This window comes from Mangrovibacillus sp. Mu-81 (assembly GCF_036867415.1).
GTDB lineage: Bacteria > Bacillota > Bacilli > Bacillales > Bacillaceae_B > Rossellomorea.
Genome location: NZ_JBAJHU010000003.1, coordinates 526,148 through 547,486, shown reverse-complemented (window position 1 = coordinate 547,486; position 21,339 = coordinate 526,148). Strand labels below are relative to the sequence as shown.

The 21,339-nt window shown below is 40.2% G+C and carries 21 protein-coding genes; 5 read left to right on the top strand and 16 right to left on the bottom strand.

The features are described 5' to 3' along the window. Positions 1 to 81 precede the first annotated feature (81 nt). Both V6B33_RS09870 and V6B33_RS09865 read right to left on the bottom strand, forming a co-directional pair. Positions 82 to 597 carry an ankyrin repeat domain-containing protein gene (locus tag V6B33_RS09870; protein WP_334217573.1) on the bottom strand — a complete coding sequence of 172 codons (516 nt, stop codon included), beginning with the start codon at positions 595 to 597 and terminating at the stop codon, positions 82 to 84. Positions 598 to 696: 99 nt separating this feature from the next. Beyond that, positions 697 to 2,862, bottom strand: a complete 2,166-nt coding sequence (locus V6B33_RS09865; RefSeq protein ID WP_334217572.1) for a DNA topoisomerase III — start codon at positions 2,860 to 2,862, stop codon at positions 697 to 699. A 129-nt stretch (positions 2,863 to 2,991) separates the two neighbouring features. Here V6B33_RS09865 and V6B33_RS09860 point away from each other — a divergent pair, with 129 nt between their 5' ends. Continuing rightward, positions 2,992 to 3,978, top strand: coding sequence for a YeiH family protein (locus V6B33_RS09860; protein WP_334217571.1), 987 nt, complete (start codon positions 2,992 to 2,994; stop codon positions 3,976 to 3,978). Positions 3,979 to 4,163: 185 nt separating this feature from the next. Here the strand turns inward: V6B33_RS09860 and V6B33_RS09855 are convergent, their stop codons facing one another. The 3 genes from V6B33_RS09855 to miaB all read right to left on the bottom strand — a co-directional run bounded on the left by V6B33_RS09855 (position 4,164) and on the right by miaB (position 6,939). After that, positions 4,164 to 4,700 carry an outer spore coat protein CotE gene (locus V6B33_RS09855; protein ID WP_334217570.1) on the bottom strand — a complete coding sequence of 179 codons (537 nt, stop codon included), beginning with the start codon at positions 4,698 to 4,700 and terminating at the stop codon, positions 4,164 to 4,166. 237 nt (positions 4,701 to 4,937) lie between these two features. Continuing rightward, a complete protein-coding gene (locus tag V6B33_RS09850; RefSeq protein ID WP_334217569.1) occupies positions 4,938 to 5,369 on the bottom strand; it encodes a RicAFT regulatory complex protein RicA family protein in 432 nt (143 codons plus the stop codon). Position 5,370: 1 nt separating this feature from the next. Next, positions 5,371 to 6,939, bottom strand: coding sequence for a tRNA (N6-isopentenyl adenosine(37)-C2)-methylthiotransferase MiaB (gene miaB, locus V6B33_RS09845; protein WP_334217568.1), 1,569 nt, complete (start codon positions 6,937 to 6,939; stop codon positions 5,371 to 5,373). A 288-nt stretch (positions 6,940 to 7,227) separates the two neighbouring features. Here miaB and V6B33_RS09840 point away from each other — a divergent pair, with 288 nt between their 5' ends. Beyond that, positions 7,228 to 8,286, top strand: coding sequence for a hypothetical protein (locus V6B33_RS09840; protein ID WP_334217567.1), 1,059 nt, complete (start codon positions 7,228 to 7,230; stop codon positions 8,284 to 8,286). A 49-nt stretch (positions 8,287 to 8,335) separates the two neighbouring features. On the opposite strand, the gene V6B33_RS09835 is transcribed toward V6B33_RS09840, so the two are convergent. Then, complete coding sequence (locus V6B33_RS09835; RefSeq protein ID WP_334217566.1) at positions 8,336 to 9,547, bottom strand: hypothetical protein; 1,212 nt, start codon at positions 9,545 to 9,547, stop codon at positions 8,336 to 8,338. 183 nt (positions 9,548 to 9,730) lie between these two features. Here V6B33_RS09835 and sat point away from each other — a divergent pair, with 183 nt between their 5' ends. The 3 genes from sat to cysQ all read left to right on the top strand — a co-directional run bounded on the left by sat (position 9,731) and on the right by cysQ (position 12,396). Further along, complete coding sequence (gene sat, locus V6B33_RS09830) at positions 9,731 to 10,885, top strand: sulfate adenylyltransferase (protein ID WP_334217565.1); 1,155 nt, start codon at positions 9,731 to 9,733, stop codon at positions 10,883 to 10,885. Between the two features lie 103 nt (positions 10,886 to 10,988). Further along, positions 10,989 to 11,591 carry an adenylyl-sulfate kinase gene (cysC, locus tag V6B33_RS09825; protein WP_334217564.1) on the top strand — a complete coding sequence of 201 codons (603 nt, stop codon included), beginning with the start codon at positions 10,989 to 10,991 and terminating at the stop codon, positions 11,589 to 11,591. Between the two features lie 13 nt (positions 11,592 to 11,604). Continuing rightward, the gene (gene cysQ, locus V6B33_RS09820) at positions 11,605 to 12,396 is read left to right on the top strand and encodes a 3'(2'),5'-bisphosphate nucleotidase CysQ (protein WP_334217563.1); all 792 of its coding nucleotides are present in this window, start codon (positions 11,605 to 11,607) and stop codon (positions 12,394 to 12,396) included. A gap of 57 nt (positions 12,397 to 12,453) precedes the next feature. On the opposite strand, the gene V6B33_RS09815 is transcribed toward cysQ, so the two are convergent. The 10 genes from V6B33_RS09815 to V6B33_RS09770 all read right to left on the bottom strand — a co-directional run bounded on the left by V6B33_RS09815 (position 12,454) and on the right by V6B33_RS09770 (position 21,290). After that, positions 12,454 to 13,335, bottom strand: a complete 882-nt coding sequence (locus tag V6B33_RS09815) for a glycosyltransferase family 2 protein (RefSeq protein ID WP_334217562.1) — start codon at positions 13,333 to 13,335, stop codon at positions 12,454 to 12,456. A gap of 12 nt (positions 13,336 to 13,347) precedes the next feature. Further along, positions 13,348 to 14,256 carry an NAD-dependent epimerase/dehydratase family protein gene (locus tag V6B33_RS09810; protein ID WP_334217561.1) on the bottom strand — a complete coding sequence of 303 codons (909 nt, stop codon included), beginning with the start codon at positions 14,254 to 14,256 and terminating at the stop codon, positions 13,348 to 13,350. Then, on the bottom strand, positions 14,256 to 15,074 hold the full coding sequence (locus V6B33_RS09805; protein WP_334217560.1) for a dTDP-4-dehydrorhamnose reductase family protein: 819 nt from the start codon (positions 15,072 to 15,074) through the stop codon (positions 14,256 to 14,258). The genes V6B33_RS09810 and V6B33_RS09805 overlap by 1 nt, the downstream gene beginning before the upstream one ends. Further along, entirely contained in the window at positions 15,071 to 16,063 is a 993-nt protein-coding gene (locus V6B33_RS09800; RefSeq protein WP_334217559.1) for a polysaccharide biosynthesis protein, read from the bottom strand. The genes V6B33_RS09805 and V6B33_RS09800 overlap by 4 nt, the downstream gene beginning before the upstream one ends. After that, entirely contained in the window at positions 16,053 to 17,141 is a 1,089-nt protein-coding gene (gene wecB, locus V6B33_RS09795; protein WP_334217558.1) for a non-hydrolyzing UDP-N-acetylglucosamine 2-epimerase, read from the bottom strand. Before wecB ends, V6B33_RS09800 begins: the two co-directional genes overlap by 11 nt. A 184-nt stretch (positions 17,142 to 17,325) precedes the next feature. Beyond that, positions 17,326 to 18,045, bottom strand: a complete 720-nt coding sequence (locus V6B33_RS09790) for a sulfotransferase family 2 domain-containing protein (protein WP_334217557.1) — start codon at positions 18,043 to 18,045, stop codon at positions 17,326 to 17,328. A gap of 40 nt (positions 18,046 to 18,085) precedes the next feature. Then, entirely contained in the window at positions 18,086 to 18,886 is an 801-nt protein-coding gene (locus tag V6B33_RS09785; RefSeq protein ID WP_334217556.1) for a sulfotransferase family 2 domain-containing protein, read from the bottom strand. Between the two features lie 17 nt (positions 18,887 to 18,903). Further along, a complete protein-coding gene (locus tag V6B33_RS09780) occupies positions 18,904 to 20,133 on the bottom strand; it encodes a glycosyltransferase family 4 protein (protein WP_334217555.1) in 1,230 nt (409 codons plus the stop codon). Further along, positions 20,102 to 20,356: a hypothetical protein gene (locus V6B33_RS09775; RefSeq protein ID WP_334217554.1), complete on the bottom strand. Its 255-nt coding sequence runs from the start codon at positions 20,354 to 20,356 to the stop codon at positions 20,102 to 20,104. The genes V6B33_RS09780 and V6B33_RS09775 overlap by 32 nt, the downstream gene beginning before the upstream one ends. Beyond that, positions 20,334 to 21,290: a hypothetical protein gene (locus tag V6B33_RS09770; RefSeq protein WP_334217553.1), complete on the bottom strand. Its 957-nt coding sequence runs from the start codon at positions 21,288 to 21,290 to the stop codon at positions 20,334 to 20,336. The genes V6B33_RS09775 and V6B33_RS09770 overlap by 23 nt, the downstream gene beginning before the upstream one ends. Positions 21,291 to 21,339: the final 49 nt, after the last annotated feature.

Below are 21,339 nucleotides of genomic sequence, written 5' to 3'. Positions count from 1 at the left end.
ACATTCATTGGACCGCTTTTTTTCAAAAAAAGAAGCATATCCCTAAGTAAATTGGATATGCTTCTTCCAATAAAATGATCATCACTTGGCTGAGTATTGTTCATAAGCTTTAATAAAGGCAGTATTGCCTTGTTCTCTGGCGATGTCGTGAGGAGTCAATTGGTCAGCTGTATTTTCAAAATCAGGGTCGGCCCTGTATTCAAGAAGCAGGGTGACGATTTCTTCATTCCCGTCAAATGCGGCGATGTGGAGAGGCGTATATCCCGAAGAGTCAACGCAGTGAATATCTGCTCCTTCTGTTAATAAAAACTCTACCAGGTTTCTCGGTGCCTTTCCTGCTATTGCGGCATGCAGCGCACTGTTGGATGGTATATAGGAAACCTTGGAATCTGATACCGAGTTAAGGTCTGCACCGTAATTCAATAAGAGCCGGACGATCTCGATTTGTCCATAATGTGCTGCGACGCCCAATGCGATTAAACCATTTTCATCTTCAGCGTTACACAAATTTGTATCCGCTTGTAAAGTCTGTTCCACCACGTCCCTATTGCCGGTTTGAATGGCCGTGAAAAAACCTTTTACTGTTACCGGTGTCATTTTTTTCACCTCGATTACATGATTATTAAGAATATTCTATCAATATACCCCGAAAAAAGATAGGGACTTTTTATGTGGTCCCTATCTTTTCTGAAATAATTATTGATCCAGTTTTAATTTTGCCAACGCATCAGCCAATGCTGTGTTCACCGGTTCCTCTTTTTGCTGTGATTTCAAGTACTTGTTTACATCCCGCTTACTGGGTTTATTATGCTTCTCTTTCTTTCTGCGATCATTAAAAGTTGATAGTTTCTCTTTATGTCCGCAAACGCATACGAACAGCTGCCCACCGCCTTCCCCACGCAGCTCTAATCGCTTATGGCAGTTCGGGCATCGAGCATTTGTTTTTTTGCTGATATTTTTTCTGTGTCCGCATTCTCGGTCTTGGCAAACCAGTTTCTTTCCATTTTTGTTCTTAATCTCCAACATCAGGTTCCCGCAATCAGGACATTTTGTTCCTGTGAGATTATCATGGGAATATTTTTGATCGGAATTTTTAATTTCGTGAACCGATTTATTAGTGTAATCTTTAATTTCTTTAATGAATGCCTGTTTTTTCATAGATCCTTTCGCAATTTTATCGAGCTTTAACTCCCACTCTGCTGTGAGTGAAGGAGACCGCAATTCATCCGGGGCAAGATCCAATAATTGCTTTCCTTTAGAAGTAAGATTTATTTCTTTGCCATTAAGCTCCATGACTCCGGAGTTAAAAAGCTTTTCTATAATATCCGCTCTCGTTGCTACAGTCCCGAGACCCCCTGTTTCTCCTATTGTTTCCAGTAACTCCTTTTTGCTTTCTTTCATATATTTTCCCGGATTCTCCATGGCTGATAGTAAAGAACCTTCATTAAACCGGCTGGGAGGAGTGGTCTTGCCTTCCGTTCCCATAATGGAAAGAACGCTTATTTTCATACCTTCTTCCATTTTGCCTAATAATTGATCTTCCTCATTATCAACCCCATATACCTCTTTCCAGCCTCTATCTGTAATCCGTTTTCCTTTTGCATGGAAAATCTCATTGCCGATTGTCAATTCAACCTTCGTTTGTTCAAATTGAAAAGGAGGTAAGAAAACCGCCAGGAAGCGTTTTACAATCAGATCATATATTTTTACTTCCCTGTCTTGCAACCGCTGAAGAAAAGGGGTTTCCTCAGTCGGGATGATCGCATGGTGATCACTGACCTTCCGATCATCTACATATGCATTTGACAAGGATAACGGGCGGTTCAGTGCCTTATTGGCAGCCATGCGATAGGGCTGAATATTGATCGCTTTTAGTCGTACTTTGAGCGTATCTGTAATATCCGATGACAAATGTTTGCTGTCTGTACGCGGATACGTTACAAGTTTATGCTGCTCATATAATTTTTGCATGATCGAAAGTGTTTCCTTGGCACTGAATCCATATATTTTGTGTGCATCCCTCTGTAATTCTGTAAGATCATAAAGAGAAGGGGCAAATTGTTTCTTTAAAGTCTTTTTAACTGACTTGATTTCTGCTGTTTTCTCCTTTTTGATGGATAACATTATTCTGTCGATTTCATCCTTTGAATAGGTTTTCGTGTCCCCATTGGAGTTTGTCCATAGAAAGTTTCCATTTTCGGTCGCCGCTTTGATACCATAGTATGGTTTGGGTTTAAACTGCTTTATCTCTTCTTCACGCTGTGCAATGATGCTTAACGTCGGAGTCTGGACCCGTCCGCATGATAACTGGGCATTATGTTTAGTGGTCAATGCTCTTGTTGCATTCATACCGACATACCAGTCGGCTTCAGACCTTGCCTGTGCAGCTTCGTAAAGATTCTCGTAGTTCTTTGCATCTTTCAAATTCTGAAATCCATCCCTGATGGCTTTGTCGGTAACTGAAGAGATCCATAAGCGTTTGAGAGGCTTATTAACCCTTGCCTTCTCGATGATCCAGCGTGCAACAAGTTCTCCTTCCCTCCCCGCGTCTGTTGCAATAACAATGGTTCCGACATCAGGACGGGTCATCTGGGTTTTCACTGAGTTAAACTGTTTACCCGTTTTCTTGATCACCACGAGCTTTAATGATGAGGGCATCATTGGCAGGTCTTCAAGCTTCCAGGTTTTATATTTGTCGTCATAAGTTTCAGGATCTGCCAGAGTGACAAGATGTCCAAGAGCCCACGTTACGATGAATTCTTTTCCTTCTAAATATCCATTCCCTTTATTAGTGCATTGAAGCACCCGGGCAATGTCTCTTCCGACAGAAGGTTTTTCTGCCAATACTAATGTTTTTTTCATAAAAAAATCCTTTCGCGGGTAGTCTGTACATATTGTTCTATTCTAACATACAATAGAAAACGGGAATGAGTCCCTTCGTTCTCATAATATATTATACTTAGAAATTTATATTAAAGGAGCTAAAATGTCGTGACCGAGCATCATGAAAATTATATCCCCAAAGAAGCAACGGGGCTCTTAATCATCTTAATCATCAGTGTGACAGCGAAAGAATTGGGTTCATGGTTTTCTTTAGTAGGAAGCCTTTTGTTTGCAATCCTCATAGGAGTTCTGTTGAGGAATGCTGCTGCTCTACCTGCATCGTGGACTCCAGGCATTCAATTCACATTGAAAAAACTTTTGAAAGTGGCCATTGTCTTTTTGGGCGCGGGGTTGAGCCTTTTTGAAATATTGAATATCGGCCAGTCTGCGCTTTGGATCATTTTTATATCGGTCTCAGTCGGTATTAGCGTGACCTATTTGGTTGGAAAAACACTTGGAGTCCAACCAAGGTTAAGCTTGCTGATCGGTATAGGGACAAGTATTTGCGGGGCTACCGCCATTTCTGCAGTCAAGGGAATCATCGGGGCAGAAGAGAACGAAACAGCTTATGCGTTATCAACCATCGTTTTCTTTAATCTTATTGCTTTCATTTCCTTTCCAGTTATCGGACACTTGATTGGTTTACCACAGACTTCTTTTGGTATATGGTCGGGTACAGCAGTACATGATACCTCTTCTGCTGTTGCAGTAGGTTACAGATATGGTGAACAAGCAGGAGAAATAGCGACTACGGTCAAACTGGCCCGCACTCTGTTTCTGATACCTGTCATGTTTATATTGCCGTTCATTTTGAAGAATGATCTACCTCCGAAAGGATCCTCTTATAAACAAGCGTTTCCATGGTTCACCCTTTTGTTCCTGGGGTTTTCAGTGCTTCATACCTTCGGTGTAATACCCGGCATCATTGAAGAATCCTTGCAATCCATATCGAAATTCATGATCATCATGGTCATGGCGGCCGTGGGACTTCAGGTCAACTTGAAAGACCTTTCAAGGCTCGGTTTCAAGCCATTGCTCACAGGCATGATTGCATCTGTTTCATGCGCAGCCATCAGTCTATTACTCATTTTATAGTAAAGGCGCGCATTTTCCTTGTTAATGGAAAATGCTAAAAAAGAGCATCATGGAGACGCTCCTGTAAGATATTCGTTATAATGTTTCAACATGTATAGCTTCCGTTTTCTCATACTGAGTCATTTCTGAAACAGCTTATAAGACAGAAGAAAAAAACTAGGAAGAGGCCGTCTTCCTAGTAAAGACTATTCTTCTACTCCCTCTAAGAAGTCTGCATCAAGCTCTTCGAATTCTTCATCGTCTAAGTCGCAATCCCAGTCGTCTTCTTCGCAGCCTTCCGGATTTACGAGTACACATACTTTGGTTTCCCCGATAACTTCCACAAGGAATTCACGTTCTACATGAACAATGATTCTGTTACCGTTTGGTGAAATCACCGCTTCACAGCAATTCGGCTGTTGGAGTACGCGAGCACATACTTCAATGTCATCTAGGGCGTCCGGATCACGGTATTTCAGTTTGATTTCATCACAGTAATCGACTCTTTCCGTTACGACGGATGTTTTTGTATTATCACTGTGAGAGTACCATACGTTAACGTCAAATGAACCGTGTATTTCTACCTTCTTCCCAACTTTACGTGCTTCATACTTATGATTGATGATCCAGCAGCCTAAAATGCTCGATGGATTATGCGGCGGGCTAATCGTATGATGGGACTGTGTGAATTTGCGTCCCTTCGCTACGACCGCTTTCGTGATAATCTCTCTATATTCTGCCATTCGAGCGAACCTCCTCATTCATTTTCAATTCATCTTATGCGACTGTCTAGGTGTTTGTGCGAGAAAATTTTATTGCATAATGGAATTGTTGCGAGATAATGTATTGTATGCGAATACCCATTGAATGTTCCCTAAAAGCTATTTTGGGGAGTTCGTCAGGATAATTCTAAAAAAGACCTGTGCCATGAAGATGATTGTCTTCATGGCACAGGTCTTAAGTGTCTTTCTAGTATAAAATTATGAACAGCTGCCCGGAGTGGAGTTTTTTACTTGGGAACCTGTTTCTCCACGAAGGAGATCTCCTCCTGTTGAATCGATGATGTGATCAGTTACGTTATTAGAAATGACGGATGCCACGATTTGGAGTAAGTCATTCACATCAGTCTGGGACTCTTTGAATTGCTGCACGACTGGGATTTCATCGATTTCTTTTTCAAGATTTTCGATTTTTGCCTCGACCATTTTTAAGGCTTCGGATTTTCCATAATGTTGGAAATTGACAGCCTGCTTTTGTAAGCTCTTTATGCTTGCAATCATCTCACGCACTTTTTGATTTTCGTGAATCTGCGCTTCGGCACGCTTAAAGAAATCTACTTCTTCCGTTTCAGCGATCATTCCCGCCAACTCTTCTGCTCTTTTCATAATATCGTCTTTTGTATATTTTGCCATATTATTTCACCTCTGCTGCTTCTAGAAATTCTGAACCAATTCGGCCCACTTCGATTATTTCCCCATCCAAAGACCAGGACTTAGCATCCAAAATTTTCACTTTGACAATTTTGCCGATTGCTGTTTTTGGTGCTTTGAAATTTACCAGTTTATTTCTACGGGTGTATCCTGCTAATACTTCAGGATTTTTCTTACTTTCTCCATCAACAAGGACCTCGACGGTAGTTCCTTCATATTTCTTAAGTGCTTTTGCAGAATTCTCTCGTACTACTTCATTCAGGCGTCTTAAACGGTCTTTTTTCACTTCCATCGGTACATTATCATTCATCTTCGCTGCCGGCGTACCCTCTCGAGGAGAGTAAATGTAGGTGTATGCAGATTCGAACCCTACTTCCCTGTATAGTGAAAGGGTTTCTTCAAATTGCTCATCTGTTTCATTCGGATAGCCTACAATGATGTCGGTTGTCAGTGCAACATCAGGCATAGCGATTTTTATTTTCCTGACCAATTCAAGGAACTGTTCCCTGGTATATTTTCTTGCCATGATTTTCAATACCGGGGTAGACCCTGATTGAACAGGCAGATGGATATGCTCTACAAGATTTCCCTTCGTAGCGAGAACTTCGATTAAGTGATCATCAAAGTCCCTTGGGTGACTCGTTGTAAAACGTATGCGCGGGATATCAATTTTCCGGAGTTCTTCCATTAAATCGCCAAGACCATAATTCTCAATGTCTTCGATATCTTTTCCGTAAGCATTGACATTTTGTCCAAGAAGCGTGATTTCCTGATAGCCCTGTGCAGCAAGATGACGAACCTCTGCGATAATCTCTTCAGGACGCCTGCTGCGCTCTTTCCCCCGGGTATAAGGTACGATGCAATATGTACAGAACTTATCACATCCATACATGATGTTCACCCATGCTTTAATATTGCCGCGGCGGACTTTCGGGAGGTTTTCAATGACGTCCCCCTCTTTCGACCATACTTCGACTACCATTGCTTTAGACATATATGCGTCCGATAATATTTGAGGGATCCGGTGGATATTATGGGTTCCGAAAATCATATCAACCTGTTGATACGTTTTCAATATCTTATTTACTACCGCTTCTTCCTGGGACATACAGCCGCACACCCCGATCAGCAGATCAGGCTTCTCGCGCTTTAGATGCTTTAAGTGACCTAACTCCCCGAAAACCTTATTTTCAGCATTTTCGCGAATCGCACAGGTGTTCAAGAGAATAACATCAGCATCCTGCGTTGAATCGGTCGCTTCGTAACCAAGTGCCATGAATATCCCGGCCATCACTTCGGTGTCGTGTTCATTCATTTGACAACCATAGGTCCGGATGTAGAATTTCCTTCCTTTTCCCAAACCTCTATATTGTTCATCGATTGTAAAATCATTATGATACTTTACTTCTTCTTTTCCCCGTTTCTTTGCATCTTTCAAAGATGGCGGAATGTAGACGCTTTGGAAGTACTTACTGTAATCCTTCTCGGATTTTTTGTCCGCTGGAGTATCCGACTTCGCTTGCTGTCCATGTTTACGTTGTTCTTCGTTCATGAAAATTCCCCTTTCCAACTCTATAACAAACGAATAATAAATCGATTTCTTCTATTATAAAATTCGTATTATTAAAGCATTGCATCACACTTGCACATTATAACAGTATAAAGGTTTTTCAAGGCTTATACAATAGAGAGGCAGAACTGTCGAAATTTATTCCCAACTTCATCACACCCTCCAAAAATGGGCTTAAATTGAGGAACTTGACGTAAAATGAACGCATAACGTAAAGTAAGACAAATACCCAAGGAGGAGATTCTAATCGAGGAACATATTAAGTCTCCCATGTATACTATCGAGAATCAGGAGAAGTATTATCTTCAATCTCAGATACACCAATTGAAAAATAACATCCAGAACTTAAAAGATAGCATTTTATTTGCGGAGGCCAAGCACTATAAAGGGATCATTGAAAAGAACGAAAAGGAGATCGAGAATTTATACAGTCTTATTAGATTGAATGATAACACTGAAAAAGAACTTATCCTGGAAAGGAACAGGTTTAAGGAAGGAAAAGAAAGAATGGAAGGGGAGGTCTTGACGCTTCATCAAACACTTCATGATAAAGATGCTGTGATCGAATCTCAAACTGAATCGATACACAGCCTTGAAAAAGACCTTCTTAAATCTGAACTGAACAATACGAACCTGGTAAATACTTTGACTCAGTTGGAAGACATCAATAAAAAACTATCTTCACAAAATGATCAGCTGATGAAAGATAACAAAAACCTGATAATCAAATCCGAAGGGATGAAATCTCAAATCAAAAGCCAGAAAACTCATATCAGTGATCTAAACAAGGCATTGGCAAAGTCTGAGGATACGAAAAAAGAAGTATTTTTCGACCTCTTATCTAAAACGGAAGAATTAGAGAAACTTTTAGTAGAACGTGAACACACTTTGCAATCACTGGAAGAAGCTAAAGAACAGCTGATTAGAGCAGAAAAAGAAAAGATGCAGTATATAAGAGATATGCTGGATCAATACAAGAAAACAATTGAAGATAATGAATGGTGGTTCTCAACTCAGTTTGCCGACATCGATCATCGGACCAAGAAACAGGAAGAACGGCTTGATTCAATCGAATACGAACAAGAAGTTCAATTCACAGAACAAAATAAGAAAATCATTAATCAATTTGAAGATGTAGAAAGTAAATTCATGGAATTCATAGATGAAATTGATTGTATCAGGGACTCAAATCAAAAAATGACCGATCAGCTTTTTGAACTGAAACATATGGTAGAGAAACAGAAAAGAAGCGGGACTCATATCATTCAGAACCGGCCAGTGCGGACCACTTCTGAACACAATGCAGTGCAATCAAAAGAAGAAAGCTAAACAAATCGTGCCGTATCGGTGAATTCACTGATACGGCACCTTCTGTTTTTCAAAATGTTATCATGATCTTGTTATTTGAACTTAGCTGAAAATTCCCCTCTTCGAAATACACGAACCCAATGATTGTCGACACCTCCTGTTCATTCAGATTTTCCAATGTAAAGTGAATTCCTTCAATTCCGGTTGTTTCTGCAGGATGGATTTCTAGACCTTGGATGGGTTCAATCCAATACTCTCCCGTCGCATAGGCTTTTTCCAGCCAGTCTTTTCCGCTGTACTTCCACCCTTCTGCTCCCGTCTCCCCTTGAACGGAAAAGATCTCACTCATTTCAGGAGGGAGGATCTGTCCCCCTATTTCAATTTTCTCGGCAGGGTTTACCCTGAAACAGATTTTTGGATTGTACAATATTGTATTACCAGTGTTTTTGATGATGAAATCGGCTTTTATTGAATATTTTTCAGTTTTCCGGTTTGGCATCAGATTAAAGTCAAAATAAACTTCTGCCTGTGGCTGCTTCGGCGGATTCATTTTATTTTTTCTTCTTATTTTTGCTTGTTCGTACTCACTTTCGCTAACCTCCACTTCCTTTTTATCCAGTACTTTTTCTTTTTCATGATTGAGGGGGTTGTTTGGCTTTTTCATAGCTTCTGCACTAAATAAGCTGCTTAAATTCAAATCTAACTGATGTGCCGTCCTGTTCTGAATAAAAGATTTAATTACACAATTTGTTAATAAGAAACCTAACTGCTTCAACAGCTCATCATTCGTATCTGATAACTGTACTGTGCATTTGAGGTGAGGAACTTGCCCGGTATCCGATAATAATTTATAACCATTAAATTCAATATGGTCTTTGTAGATATTCAGTATTTTTGAATAGTCAATTGAATTCAACTTGCTATTTAACCCAATATTAATGGCAGGTTTCACCCTTTCCGCTTTCGAAAGAGAAACCTCCAGATATAAGTCCCCTTCTTTCTTGTTCAGGTTTTTTCCAGCGTCTGTTAAAACACTGATTCCATATGGTAGTAAATAGGTATCTACAAATTCGCTTAAACGATCTTTAACAGGAAATGTATCATTCTGTACATTCAACCAGACTTTTTTCCCGATAAGGCTGCTGCTTATGTCAACCGTTTGTGTATGTTCGGTCAAATTGAATTTCAGATTATTTTCTGCACAATAGTATTGCAGTGCAGGGATTGAATCATAGGGAAACTCCCCACATTCTTCACCATTCAGTACTAGCTTCACGTTCAAGATTATCACCCTGCTTCTTTAATTTAGTATCTTTCCATCTTATGACTCTTCTTTTTTATTTATGAACCTTTCACTGGTATAGGTATTTGATTGTTTTTACCGGATGCCCTCTCCTAATATTGTTCGCATCATAAAATATTAAAGAGTATATTTGCATTTCATAAAGAAAGGAGAAATGTTCACATGATCACTCCACATGGAGGAATCCTCATCGACCGGGTTGCAGTGGATGAAAAAAGGACTCATTTATTGAAAATCTCGGAATCTCTTTACTCAATAAAGCTGGATACTTGGAGTCTCTCGGACCTGGTTCTGATTTCAATCGGGGCATTCAGTCCGCTGAAGGGATTTATGAAACAGAAAGATTATCTGCAAGTTCTTAAAGAGATGAGGTTAAGCAGCGGCGAAATCTGGAGCCTGCCTATCAACTTATCAGTTTCGAAAGAAATAAAAGAACAGCTTTCTATAGGGCAGACCATTTCCTTAACAGGGGAAGATGGGGTCGTTTATGGATTAATGGATATTGAAGAAATCTATGAATACAGTAAAAAGACAGAAGCTTTATTTGTCTATAAGACAACTGATCCAAATCATCCGGGGGTTAAAAAGACGTTCGATAAAGGCGATTATTATCTGGCAGGACCAGTGACGTTACTGAATAAGCCTGAAACCATCTTCACAGACCACTTTCAAACTCCACAGCAAGTAAGAAGTACATTTCAATCACTTGGGTGGAAAACAATTGTCGCATTTCAGACACGCAACCCCATCCACAGGGCGCACGAGTACCTTCAAAAAACAGCTCTGGAGAATGTTGACGGGTTATTGATCCATCCTTTGGTAGGTGACACGAAGTCAGATGATATCCCAGCAGATATCAGGATGAAAAGTTATAAAGTCCTGATGGAAAACTATTATCCACAAGACCGTGTACGTCTCTCTGTCTTTCCTGCTGCCATGAGGTATGCCGGTCCAAGGGAAGCTGTTTTCCATAGCATTGTACGCAAGAATTTTGGTTGTACCCATTTCATAGTCGGGAGGGATCATGCAGGGGTTGGCGACTATTATGGTACCTACGAAGCACAGGAAATCTTCAACCAATTCTTGAAGGAAGAGCTGGAAATTGAAATTCTCAAGTTCGAGCATGCTTTCTACTGTACCAAATGTGCTTCAATGGCAACATCGAAATCTTGTCCTCACGGTGATGATGTTCACATCCACCTGAGCGGAACCAAAGTTCGTTCCATGTTAAATAAAGGACAAGTACCCCCTAAGGAATTCTCAAGACCAGAAGTGATTGAGGTATTAATTAATGAAATGAAAAATAAAGATTCATAGGGGAAAATTTCACGATTTGGAATGGAAAGATACTCTGGGGCTCTATGCAAGTTCTCCACTGTGTACTTTTTCTATTCTTCAGCATGGATGCAAGGAGGTGAATGTGATGGATAACAAGAACATTACCTGGCACGAAGGAAAAGTGACAAAGCAACATAGACAAGCATTAAACCGCCATAAAAGTGCAATACTCTGGTTTACCGGCTTATCGGGTTCAGGTAAATCGACTATCTCTGTCGAACTTGAAAAGAAACTGTATGAAATAGGATTTAAAACGTATAGGCTGGACGGTGATAATATACGTCACGGCTTAAATAAAGATCTTGGATTTTCTGAAAAGGAACGAAACGAAAACATCAGGAGAATCGGTGAAGTCTCCAAGCTGATGGTCGATGCAGGAATATTGACGCTCAGTGCTTTTATTTCCCCTTTCAAACTTGACCGCCAATCAGTTCGGGAGATGATGGATGATGGAGAATTCATCGAGATTCATGTAGATGCCAGTATCGAAGCTTGTGAAAGCCGGGACCCCAAAGGACTTTATAAAAAAGCCAGGGAGGGTAAAATTAAGGGTTTTACTGGAATTGATTCCCCTTATGAGGCACCTGATTCCCCGGAAATCGTCATTGATACCGAATCGCTCACCGTTGATGAATCAGTTGAAACAATACTGGCCTATTTACACGATCATGATTTCTTTTCATAAAAGGGGTGCAGAAATGATTAATAAGATAATAGAAATTGCGCAGAATGCAGGACACTGTATAATGGACATCTATAAAAAAGATTTTCAAGTGGATTTCAAAAAAGATGCTTCCCCTCTGACGATTGCCGATCAACTATCACATACCTGTATTCATGATGAGTTATCAAATCTCCCCACCCACTTTCCGATACTCAGTGAAGAAGGGGCAGTAATTCCTTATAACGAAAGATCAGCTTGGGAAACGTTCTGGATAGTGGATCCTCTGGATGGCACTAAGGAATTCATCAAAAAGAATGATGAATTCACCGTCAATATCGCCCTGATTCACAAAGGCTCCCCTGTCCTTGGCGTAATTTATGCCCCAGCATTGGATATTCTCTATTATGCTGAGGAAAAGAAGGGGGCATATAAACAGTTAAATGCAAATGACCTCCATGGACAACAGCCGAAAAGACTGTACGTCGACACTCAAGCAGACAGGAAAAAGGTTGTGATCAGCCGATCTCACTTAACAGAGGAAACAAGGAAATATGTAAGTGAATTGGAAGTTTATGAAGGAAGAATGGATTATATATCAATCGGGAGTTCATTGAAGTTCTGTTTGATTGCCGAAGGAGCAGCTCACTGCTATCCCCGACTCGCACCTACGATGGAATGGGATACCGCTGCAGGACAGATAATTGTAGAGGAAGCAGGCGGCAAAGTAGTGAACTTTTCCACCCTCAATCCGCTCACATATAATAAAGAAATTCTGATCAATCCTTCCTTTCTTTGCACTTGCAATATATCGTCTAAAAGCATTTAAAAGAGAATCACATGACAACCGAATTAGATTGTCATGTGATTCTCTTTTAGTTGTTCATCAAAAGTAAATATTGAATTTATTGAATACCTCTTCAATATCCCTTTTCCGTTTTTTAAAATAATGAGCCCTTTTTATTAATACTCCATCATTGATTACATTTTTCTCTATTTTAGATGGTGCTGCATAATGAATAAGGGTTCTAGCCTTCTTTACTCTGTTATCATCAAAATGCAAGTATGCCATCCTCATTAAATTGTAATAGATTCCTTCATAGTTGACTTTATATGGATGAGAGACCCTGAATAAATGCAGAACTTTAACATTTGGTTCACAATGGCACCGGTAGCCGAACAGCCATAATTTCAAGGATAACTCCACATCTTCATGTCCCCAGGAGGAGAATCCGTTTTCAAACCCTTCTATATCCTGAAAGGCTTTTTTCGAGGTAACGATACATGCTCCTGGGAGTATGGCGGTTTCAAATAGTCTTTTTTTCTTTTGATGCCACCTGATTTTCAATGAAGGGGTTAAAGATTGTCCATATCCGATTACTCCCGGATCATCAATCGAACCGATGGCAGGACAGATTGCATCCGATGCACCGCTGGCTAAATAAAATACAAGCCGGTCCAGCCAAAAATTCTCGAAGGTCATATGTGCATCGCAAAATGCCAGATATGGAAATGAAGCTCTGGATGCTCCTAAATTTCTCGCATTGGCCGGGCCGACCCCCTCTGTTCTGATATAGGTGACCTTTTCCTTGAATCGGTAGAGAGATAAAAACTTGCAGCAATTATCGGTTGAAGCATCATCGACTATGATAGCTTCAATCTCAATATTCGTTTTTACGGAAAACAAAGAATCAAGTGTCATTTTCACATTTTTACCTTCATTGCGTACCGGAAAAATGACCGATACCTTTGGAGGCTGGCTTTTCATAATATCGCCCCTTTACTCTGCCTTCTTTTCTTCTGAGTACGTTTCGTCATTAACATACTGTATGATATCCTTCAGGCTTTGTTCGAATGGAATGGAAGGCTCCCACCCTAAAGATTTGATCTCGGTAATATCGAAAGACTCGCTCTTCGTTTGTTCAAAACGATCTGTAGTAAGACTGATATCACTTTTCGCTAATGCCCTTATTGCCCTGGCTGCCTCTAGAAACGTCCTGTTATTGCCGCTGGCAACCGTATACGGAAAACCTTGTTTTCCATAAGTCAAGATGGAATCATACGCCCGCAGGACATCTCTTACATCGATAAAATCCCTTTGATCGAGGATGTTAGTAAAGTGGAATCTCCCTTTTTCATTTTTGCCACTTGTTAAACACTTCTGTGCAAGGAGTGAACATATCCCATTTGAAGGTCCCGGTCCGATTAAATTCGACGGTCTCGCTATTCTGATATCCAGCCCATACATTGAAGACCAGCTTGATGACAAGAGAATCTGCATATATTTAGAAAGACCATACGGGTGTTCAGGAATTTCTGGACCACAAGGCTTAAAGTCGATGACAGAACCTGTTACGAGCGTAATCGTCTTTGGTGCTTTTTTTCTCACTGCTTCCAACAGATTTAACGTACCAAACAAATTAACTTGAAAAGTTGCAGCCGGGTCAATACTTGACATACCTGCATGATTTTGAGCAGCTAAATGCAATATGAAATCGGGAAGGATGGATTCCATTATCCTTTCAAGCCCTTTTGCATCAGTCAAATCATACTGGATGCTTTTCACCTTATTGCATGGGTGGTTTTTCTGCCTTACTCCGCCGTATACATCAAACCCTTTTTGAAGAAAGTATTCACAAGCATGCATACCTGTAAAACCGGTTGCACCCGTAATGAAGATTTTCTTCATCAGCCTTTCATCCATTCATTCAGTTCCTCAAGCATGTCCCTATATCCTTTTACGGAGTAAGAATAATCCTTTCTGGTTTGAATGAGAGTCCGGTCATGGGCAGGCTCTTTCACTGGTACTACCTTACTATTTTTTGCATTGAAGATTTCCTGAAACAGTTTCAGCAATTCGAATTTTGATATTTTCTCGTTTGCACATAAGTGATACAGTCCAGTTACTCCATCCATGATGAAATGATTGATTGCTTTTGCCAATTCCAACGTCGTCACACCATTCCAATAAACATTCTCATAGCCATTGATGGTACCAGACTGTTTTAAGAACCACCCCAGAAGACCGATTCCATCTTCCTTTAATTCGGGGCCGATTATGGAAGTTCTGACAGTAAGGTGAGGGGGTCTGTCCACTTCACCCAATGCTTTGGATTTAGAGTAGACAGTGGTTCCATCTCTTTCAGATTGTTCCATATAGCCGCCCTTTTCCCCAGAGAACACACAGTCGGTACTGATGTGGATCAATTTCCCTCCATATTCATCCAGGATTTCTGTCAGTACATGTGGGAGTAAGCTGTTTACTTTAATGGCATCCATAACATGTTTCTCTGCTTGGTCGTTCAGCAGTCCGACACCATTGATAAGGATTTCGGGCTTCTCCTTTAATATAAGTTCTCTCACGCGTTCAAGGTTCCTAACATCGAGTCTTATTCCTTCAGGGTCTTCTTTTCGAACCGTGTACATAATGTCATGTCCTTTTTGCTTTAAATAACTTGCGATCACATGTCCAGCCATTCCACTGCCTCCCAGAACGAGAATCTTCATTCCAGAAAACCTCCATCCTTCAACATGGTTTTGATCTCATCATAGTCAATGATATTATCGCTTGATGAATAGGTGTCCAGGTCCACCATCGGATAATCCTTATAGAAGTCATTCAAGCCATCGATCGGTATGGTCGGTAAAATGACAAAGTATTCATTGTCATATACGATTGTGTTGTGGCTTTCAAATTCGGTGAGAAGCAATTCGTGTAATTTCTCTCCCGGACGTACACCTGATTCCTCTACAATTACTTCTTTATCGGGTGAGTATACGTCAATCAGCACTTGTGCCAGATCAATGATCTTGCATGTCGGCATCTTCATGACAAATATCTCACCGCCGTGACTTTCGTATGTCGCTTTAAATAATAAGTTGATTGCATCTTTAATGGTCAGGAAGAACCTGGTCATTTTTTTGTCTGTGATGCCGATCTTCGCTTTACTTCTAATTCCATGTTTGAACACATGAATCACACTTCCGTTCGTTCCGAGGACATTGCCTCCACGTACACAGACAAATTTGGTTTTATCAGTCAATACATTTGCATTAATGATCAGTTTCTCTCCCATTGCTTTCGTAAATCCATAGAAGTTCGATGGATTGGCTGCTTTATCTGTTGAAATGTTGATTACTTTTTCAACGCCGTTCTCAATCGCCGATTCTATCACATTCTGTGTACCGATCACATTGGTCTTCAACGCTTCCAGTGGTTGAAATTCGCATACAGGTACATGTTTAAGGGCTGCAAGATGAAAGACGTAATTCACTCCCTCACTTGCTTCCATCAATGCTTCTTTATCCCGTACATCGCCGATGACGAACTTCAACTTTTCATGATTCTCAAACTTCTGTTTCATCAATACCTGACTCGTTTCATTCCTTGAAAAAACACGGATTTCTTTTGGGTTTTTTTCAAGCAATTGAGATACAAGTTCATTTCCCCAGGAACCGGTACCCCCTGTCACTAGAATTGTCTTATCAATAAACAATTTCCGAACCCCCTAATAGAATATTAATCACTTTATCTGAAACATTTTCATCAAGATACTCCACTGGACGGATCCAGTTTGCCGGTTTTGAACACATGACTTTCACCCCATTTAATATGGTGTTTTCATTCAGACCAGAGATGAAATTACTCCCGCAATCCACCGTTTCAGGCCGCTCGGTCGTCTTTCGGACAGTAATGGCAGGTACGTGGAAGATACAACATTCTTCCTGAACGGTCCCACTGTCTGTCAAAACACAGAAAGCGTTCTTCTCAAGCGAAATAAAGTCGAAGAAACCGAAGGGCTCATGCAGCTCTATCAAAGGATTCAAATGAATCCCCGCTGCAAGCTTTGACCTTGTGCGTGGATGTGTACTGAAAATGATCCTTTTTTTGTATTGTTCGGCAACCATATTCAAAGCATTTATGATGGATGAAAGGTGTGAAGGATTGTCTACGTTTTCTGCGCGGTGAATGGTAGCGAGGAAAAAATCCTGTTGTTTCAGTCTTAATTCATCAAGAATGGAACTTTCATTAATTTGTTGTTCGTAGTGTGTGAGTACTTCATAAATGGGATTGCCCGTGATGATGATCTTGCTTGGTGTCATTCCTTCCATTAACAGATTGTTTTTACTGTATGGAGTGTAAACGAGATTGAATGAGGATACAGCATCGATGATTTTCCTGTTTTTCTCTTCCGGAACATTCAGGTCAAAGCAGCGGTTTCCAGCTTCCATATGGACGACCGGGATCATTAATCTTTCTGCAAGTATTGCACTTAATCCGCTATTGGTATCTCCAAGGACCAATAATTTATCTGGTTTTTCTTTTATCAGGATCTTTTCTAATTCTACAAACAGGGAAGAAAGTTGTTCCCCGAGTGATTGCTGCTCACTCGCCAGGATGTAATCCGGTTTCCTGATTCCCAGTTCTTTAAAAAAGACCCCATTCAATGTATGGGTGAAATTTTGACCAGAATGGACGACTATATGTTTGTCTGCTAGTTGATCCAGCTTTTTCATGATCAGACTTAATCTGATTATTTCTGGTCTCGTTCCCAGAACTGTTACGATTTTCATGTTCACCTCTCCTTTTTCCTGCTCTTATTATATTTATGCCAACTCGGATAAGCTGTCCTAGACTACTCTCCCTGTTTTCAAAAAAGGCTATAGCCTTTTGGAAGCAATAAAATGAAAAACAGCCTTCTATACAATTTGATAGAAGGCCATAAGCTCAATCAATTTCACTGTTTGAATAAATTCGTTAATAACTATTTCTTTCGTTTTTATATTTGTCCAGTTGTGAACGTTCAACAGCTGTAAGCTTTTTTAACTGGTCGTCCAACAGTTTATTGGCAACCTTATAGAGTTCGAAATCCAAGTCATTATTTTTCTTGATAAGCTCTATGATGTGTTCGGGAACTTCGTTTATGGAAGGGCGTTGTTTCGTAATATTCTGCTTCGTGTAGTGAATATCTTTCCATCCATATACGTTTTTCAGCAGAAATAGGGAATCATCGAATCTTTCGGTTATGCCGACTGATTTAAATGTCTTAAGATTCTGGATAGCCAGGGGTAAATCAGGACTATTATGAATCCCGCTTACCATAAGAGTTTGCAGGTTGTGCGCCTGCGGATCAAATTTTACAAATTCTTCTAGAGATGAATTTTTCAGATGCTCATAACCCTTAAAATCACGTAAAAAGTAAAAAGAAGATACAACCCTTTCCACAGGATCCCTTAACATCGTAAAGTAATTAAAAGGTAATGAGAAGTGTCGATGGATCCCGAATATATAATGACCCGAAACAGCTTTCACTTTCTCTTTTTCTTCTAATGTCAATAATTCCAACTTCGTAATTTCCCCATTGAATCTGTTATGGTCGAATAATTCTTCTTGGGAAAATTGCTTCTGAAAAATTTTATTTAACGTAGTCCCTCCTGTTTTGGGAATATGCAAAAATATCGTCAAATCATCTTTCATAATCTACCCTCCTTTTTCTGTTAGTCAGGTCGCCCAATACTTACGGCTTCCTTCTTAAATAGTTGTACTTCGTAAAGTCATCTTTAAAGACATGGTTGCACAATTGGATCGTTTCTTTGTCAAAAAAGCTTTCATATTGTGGCATTGGTCCATTTCGGAATTGTACGGGGGTCATAATGGAATCTGAGTTGAAATCAATTGCTACAGAATAAGAGGCATAAGAATGAGGAGCAGACAATATCTCTTGGGGAGATCGTTTTAAATTATATTTTTCTTCAAGTCTTCTAATTTCTTTATTGAAGTTTTCAAGTTTCATTATTCTGGGCGACAAGTATTCTTCTTCCTGACAATACTGTTTGGATATATGGCCATCCACCATGGTATAGTCTGCTCCCAGGTCTGATAAATAATATAAAAATTGTTTAAAGGAAATGCCTTCATAAGGGGAATGTGGAAAGAATTTAGCCATGATCCGTTCTTTATCCTTGTTCATGGGATTGTTTGGCAACCCTTTGTTGTAACAGTAATTGGCTATCGTGAAGTAGCTGCTTACCGCTCTTTTATACGGATCTCTTACTAATTTAATCGTTCTCTTGCCAGGGTTCCCGCTTGCATAAGCATGCAAATAATTTCTTTTATGAAGATAGAGCCCTTTATATATGTGGATAGATGTATGATAACGAAGCGCCTTGTCCAGAAGACCAATCTGAAAAAAGAACCATTTCGTCAACACAGTACAGCCTGCTTTTGGACTCCATAACAGAACAACAGGCAGCGCCGGATGATATAAAGGCGCCCTGTGAAGTTTTTTCAGCTTATCTACCGCATAATTTACACTCAACAAAAATCACCTCTTTTTCATCTAATGTTTGTTCCTGATTTTGCATTAAGTGCTGAAGAATACAACTCGATCATGTTTTTTCTTGTCCTGTTGATATTCCAATTTCGTCTTCCTTGCATCCTTCCATATTGGCTCATTTGTTCGCGCACATTGGGATTTGACAACAAATACTGTATTTTCCTGTACAATTCATAGCTGTTTTCTTTTGGAACGACATATCCATTTTTTCCGTCTTCCACTATCTCAGGCAGTCCCCCCGCATTACTGACTATTGCAGGAACTCCCATCAATTGCGATTCGATTACAGCAAAAGGCTGATTTTCCTGTAGACTTGGAAGGACAAGCATTTCTGCCTGCAGAAGGATATTTTTGACTTTGGACGTTTTCCCCCAGAATATCACCTTATCCTCCAGACCCATTTTTTTCACTTTCATTTTCAGACTATGCTCCATCTCCCCTTCTCCCAATATCCAGCACTCCCAATTATCCTGATCCTTTTTCAGAAGTGACAACGCATCGATTAAGTAATCCAGACCTTTTAAATAGACTAACCTGGCTATGGATAAAATAATTTTTCTATCCCGGTTTCTATTTTGGTCCGGCCCTTGGACGAAATCAGACAAGTCCACCCCATATTGAAAAGTATTTATCTTAAAGGAAGGAATTTGAAACTCTTTTTCAATGATCCCCCGCATCCAGTTGCTGGACGTATGAATGAAATCACTTGATTGATAACCTACCTTCTCGATCCTCGAATAATATTGAAGGAGAAATGTGTTCCAGAGTTGAAGGCTGCCGGCTGTGGAGGATGTTTGTAATTGATGAAAGACTGCACCGGAGAGGAAACCATGGACACTTGTAATAAGCGGTGTAGCAGAATTCTTGATGCGGCTTATAGCAAGCGCTGAAATGACATCCTGGGCGTGGATGATATCATACTTGCTTAAATCAAAGCGTGACAGACCCTGTTCAAAGAGATATCTATTCTTTTCAGCATTGTATATCCAGGGATGCCCCCCCAGCCCCGGACATGATATGTTCAACTGCTGCACCACATGTGGACTATACGGAGATAGGTCTTCAGATTTATTTTCATTCAAGATGATCATTTTAGAATTTTCCTGGTCAAAACATAAAATATCTACTACATGCCCGAATTTCCTCAAGCTTTTTTCCAAATTGGAGACGAAAGACCAGATCCCTCCCCCGGGCAGTTTAAATGCGGTCGCGATCAGTATCTTCATCATTATCCACCCTTGTAAAATGATCGAGTACGCTTTTTATACGCGGGTCCGGGATGACAAGATTTGATCTTCTTGTTATGACCGGTTCCACCCCAACTTTCTTATTGATCGGAATAGATTTCGTTTGATACCCCCGTAAGTAGTAATTCTTTCTTGGCAGCATATTCTTCACTCCATCATTCATTCTAGTTTTATCATAAACCTCAGTTGATTGAGTAAATTGCATTCAGGCCGGCACCCTCAACATTTTTCTCCCACATTAACTTGTTCTCTTTGATATTGAAGCAGGCGACTCGTGTCGGCAGTACCCCATAATCCCCTTCATAGCTGATCGATCCATTTTCGGCTTTTCTGCTTTTCGGCCTGATCCTGGAAAATCCGACGAGCATAACTTCTTTCGAGAGCGGCCTGATCCCCCGGCACCAACCAATATTTTCTTTGTGACCGCTGATATGAACCAGATTGACTTCCCTCTCCACTTTTAATGTAGATGTATTTACGATCACGATCCTTCCATCCACTTGTGTGAAGTAAATTTGGTCTTTATATACAACCCCGTCATGGATGAGCTGTCTTCCAATGTTTATCTGTTTCGATGGATCCGTTAAACAGACGGCATCTTTTTGCAGACATCTCGTTACCCATACTTGGTCATGAAGCTCAAATACAAAGTTCGGGTGGGATTGATGCGGTTTCGTACTTCCCACCTTCCTATAATCATTCTTGGGATCAAATCGGCTCCATGGTGGATCACCCAGTACATTCCATAAGGTCTCGATTTCTCCTGAAGATGTACATTCAATGACCATGTCCAATCCAGTGTTTACAATAAGCAAATTCCCATTCACCCTCGGTTTAACGTGATGGATATCGTTCATTACGGGAAGGGAGATATAATTCTCACGGATTGCAGAGGCGATGTTATAAACCAGCACTTCTGTCTGGGTCCCCACAAACAATTTCCCTTCTTTCATTGTGGCAGCTGTAAACTGAATGGAGGGTTCTTCTGGACAGACTTCCTTTGGAGATTCATAATCCAATACTTTTTGTAACAGCTGCGTTTGAATATCTAGTTTAAAAACCACACCTTTTTTATATTTTTGCCATTCCTTCATGTGTTCTGAGTTTTGTTCAGCTCCGACAAGATAGAATTCGTTCATTTTATTCACCTCACTTTTTATAAGTCAATTCCAGGTTATTCTTGAGAAA

What these genes read in the sequence shown, in the direction of transcription:
- V6B33_RS09870 (WP_334217573.1), bottom strand. Translation starts at nt 597, where the DNA reads ATGACACCGGTAACAGTAAAAGGTTTTTTCACGGCCATTCAAACCGGC.
- V6B33_RS09865 (WP_334217572.1), bottom strand. Translation starts at nt 2,862, where the DNA reads ATGAAAAAAACATTAGTATTGGCAGAAAAACCTTCTGTCGGAAGAGAC.
- V6B33_RS09855 (WP_334217570.1), bottom strand. Translation starts at nt 4,700, where the DNA reads ATGGCAGAATATAGAGAGATTATCACGAAAGCGGTCGTAGCGAAGGGA.
- V6B33_RS09850 (WP_334217569.1), bottom strand. Translation starts at nt 5,369, where the DNA reads ATGGCAAAATATACAAAAGACGATATTATGAAAAGAGCAGAAGAGTTG.
- miaB (WP_334217568.1), bottom strand. Translation starts at nt 6,939, where the DNA reads ATGAACGAAGAACAACGTAAACATGGACAGCAAGCGAAGTCGGATACT.
- V6B33_RS09840 (WP_334217567.1), top strand. Translation starts at nt 7,228, where the DNA reads ATGTATACTATCGAGAATCAGGAGAAGTATTATCTTCAATCTCAGATA.
- sat (WP_334217565.1), top strand. Translation starts at nt 9,731, where the DNA reads ATGATCACTCCACATGGAGGAATCCTCATCGACCGGGTTGCAGTGGAT.
- cysQ (WP_334217563.1), top strand. Translation starts at nt 11,605, where the DNA reads ATGATTAATAAGATAATAGAAATTGCGCAGAATGCAGGACACTGTATA.
- V6B33_RS09815 (WP_334217562.1), bottom strand. Translation starts at nt 13,335, where the DNA reads ATGAAAAGCCAGCCTCCAAAGGTATCGGTCATTTTTCCGGTACGCAAT.
- V6B33_RS09810 (WP_334217561.1), bottom strand. Translation starts at nt 14,256, where the DNA reads ATGAAGAAAATCTTCATTACGGGTGCAACCGGTTTTACAGGTATGCAT.
- V6B33_RS09805 (WP_334217560.1), bottom strand. Translation starts at nt 15,074, where the DNA reads ATGAAGATTCTCGTTCTGGGAGGCAGTGGAATGGCTGGACATGTGATC.
- wecB (WP_334217558.1), bottom strand. Translation starts at nt 17,141, where the DNA reads ATGAAAATCGTAACAGTTCTGGGAACGAGACCAGAAATAATCAGATTA.
- V6B33_RS09790 (WP_334217557.1), bottom strand. Translation starts at nt 18,045, where the DNA reads ATGAAAGATGATTTGACGATATTTTTGCATATTCCCAAAACAGGAGGG.
- V6B33_RS09780 (WP_334217555.1), bottom strand. Translation starts at nt 20,133, where the DNA reads ATGATGAAGATACTGATCGCGACCGCATTTAAACTGCCCGGGGGAGGG.
- V6B33_RS09775 (WP_334217554.1), bottom strand. Translation starts at nt 20,356, where the DNA reads ATGCAATTTACTCAATCAACTGAGGTTTATGATAAAACTAGAATGAAT.
- V6B33_RS09770 (WP_334217553.1), bottom strand. Translation starts at nt 21,290, where the DNA reads ATGAACGAATTCTATCTTGTCGGAGCTGAACAAAACTCAGAACACATG.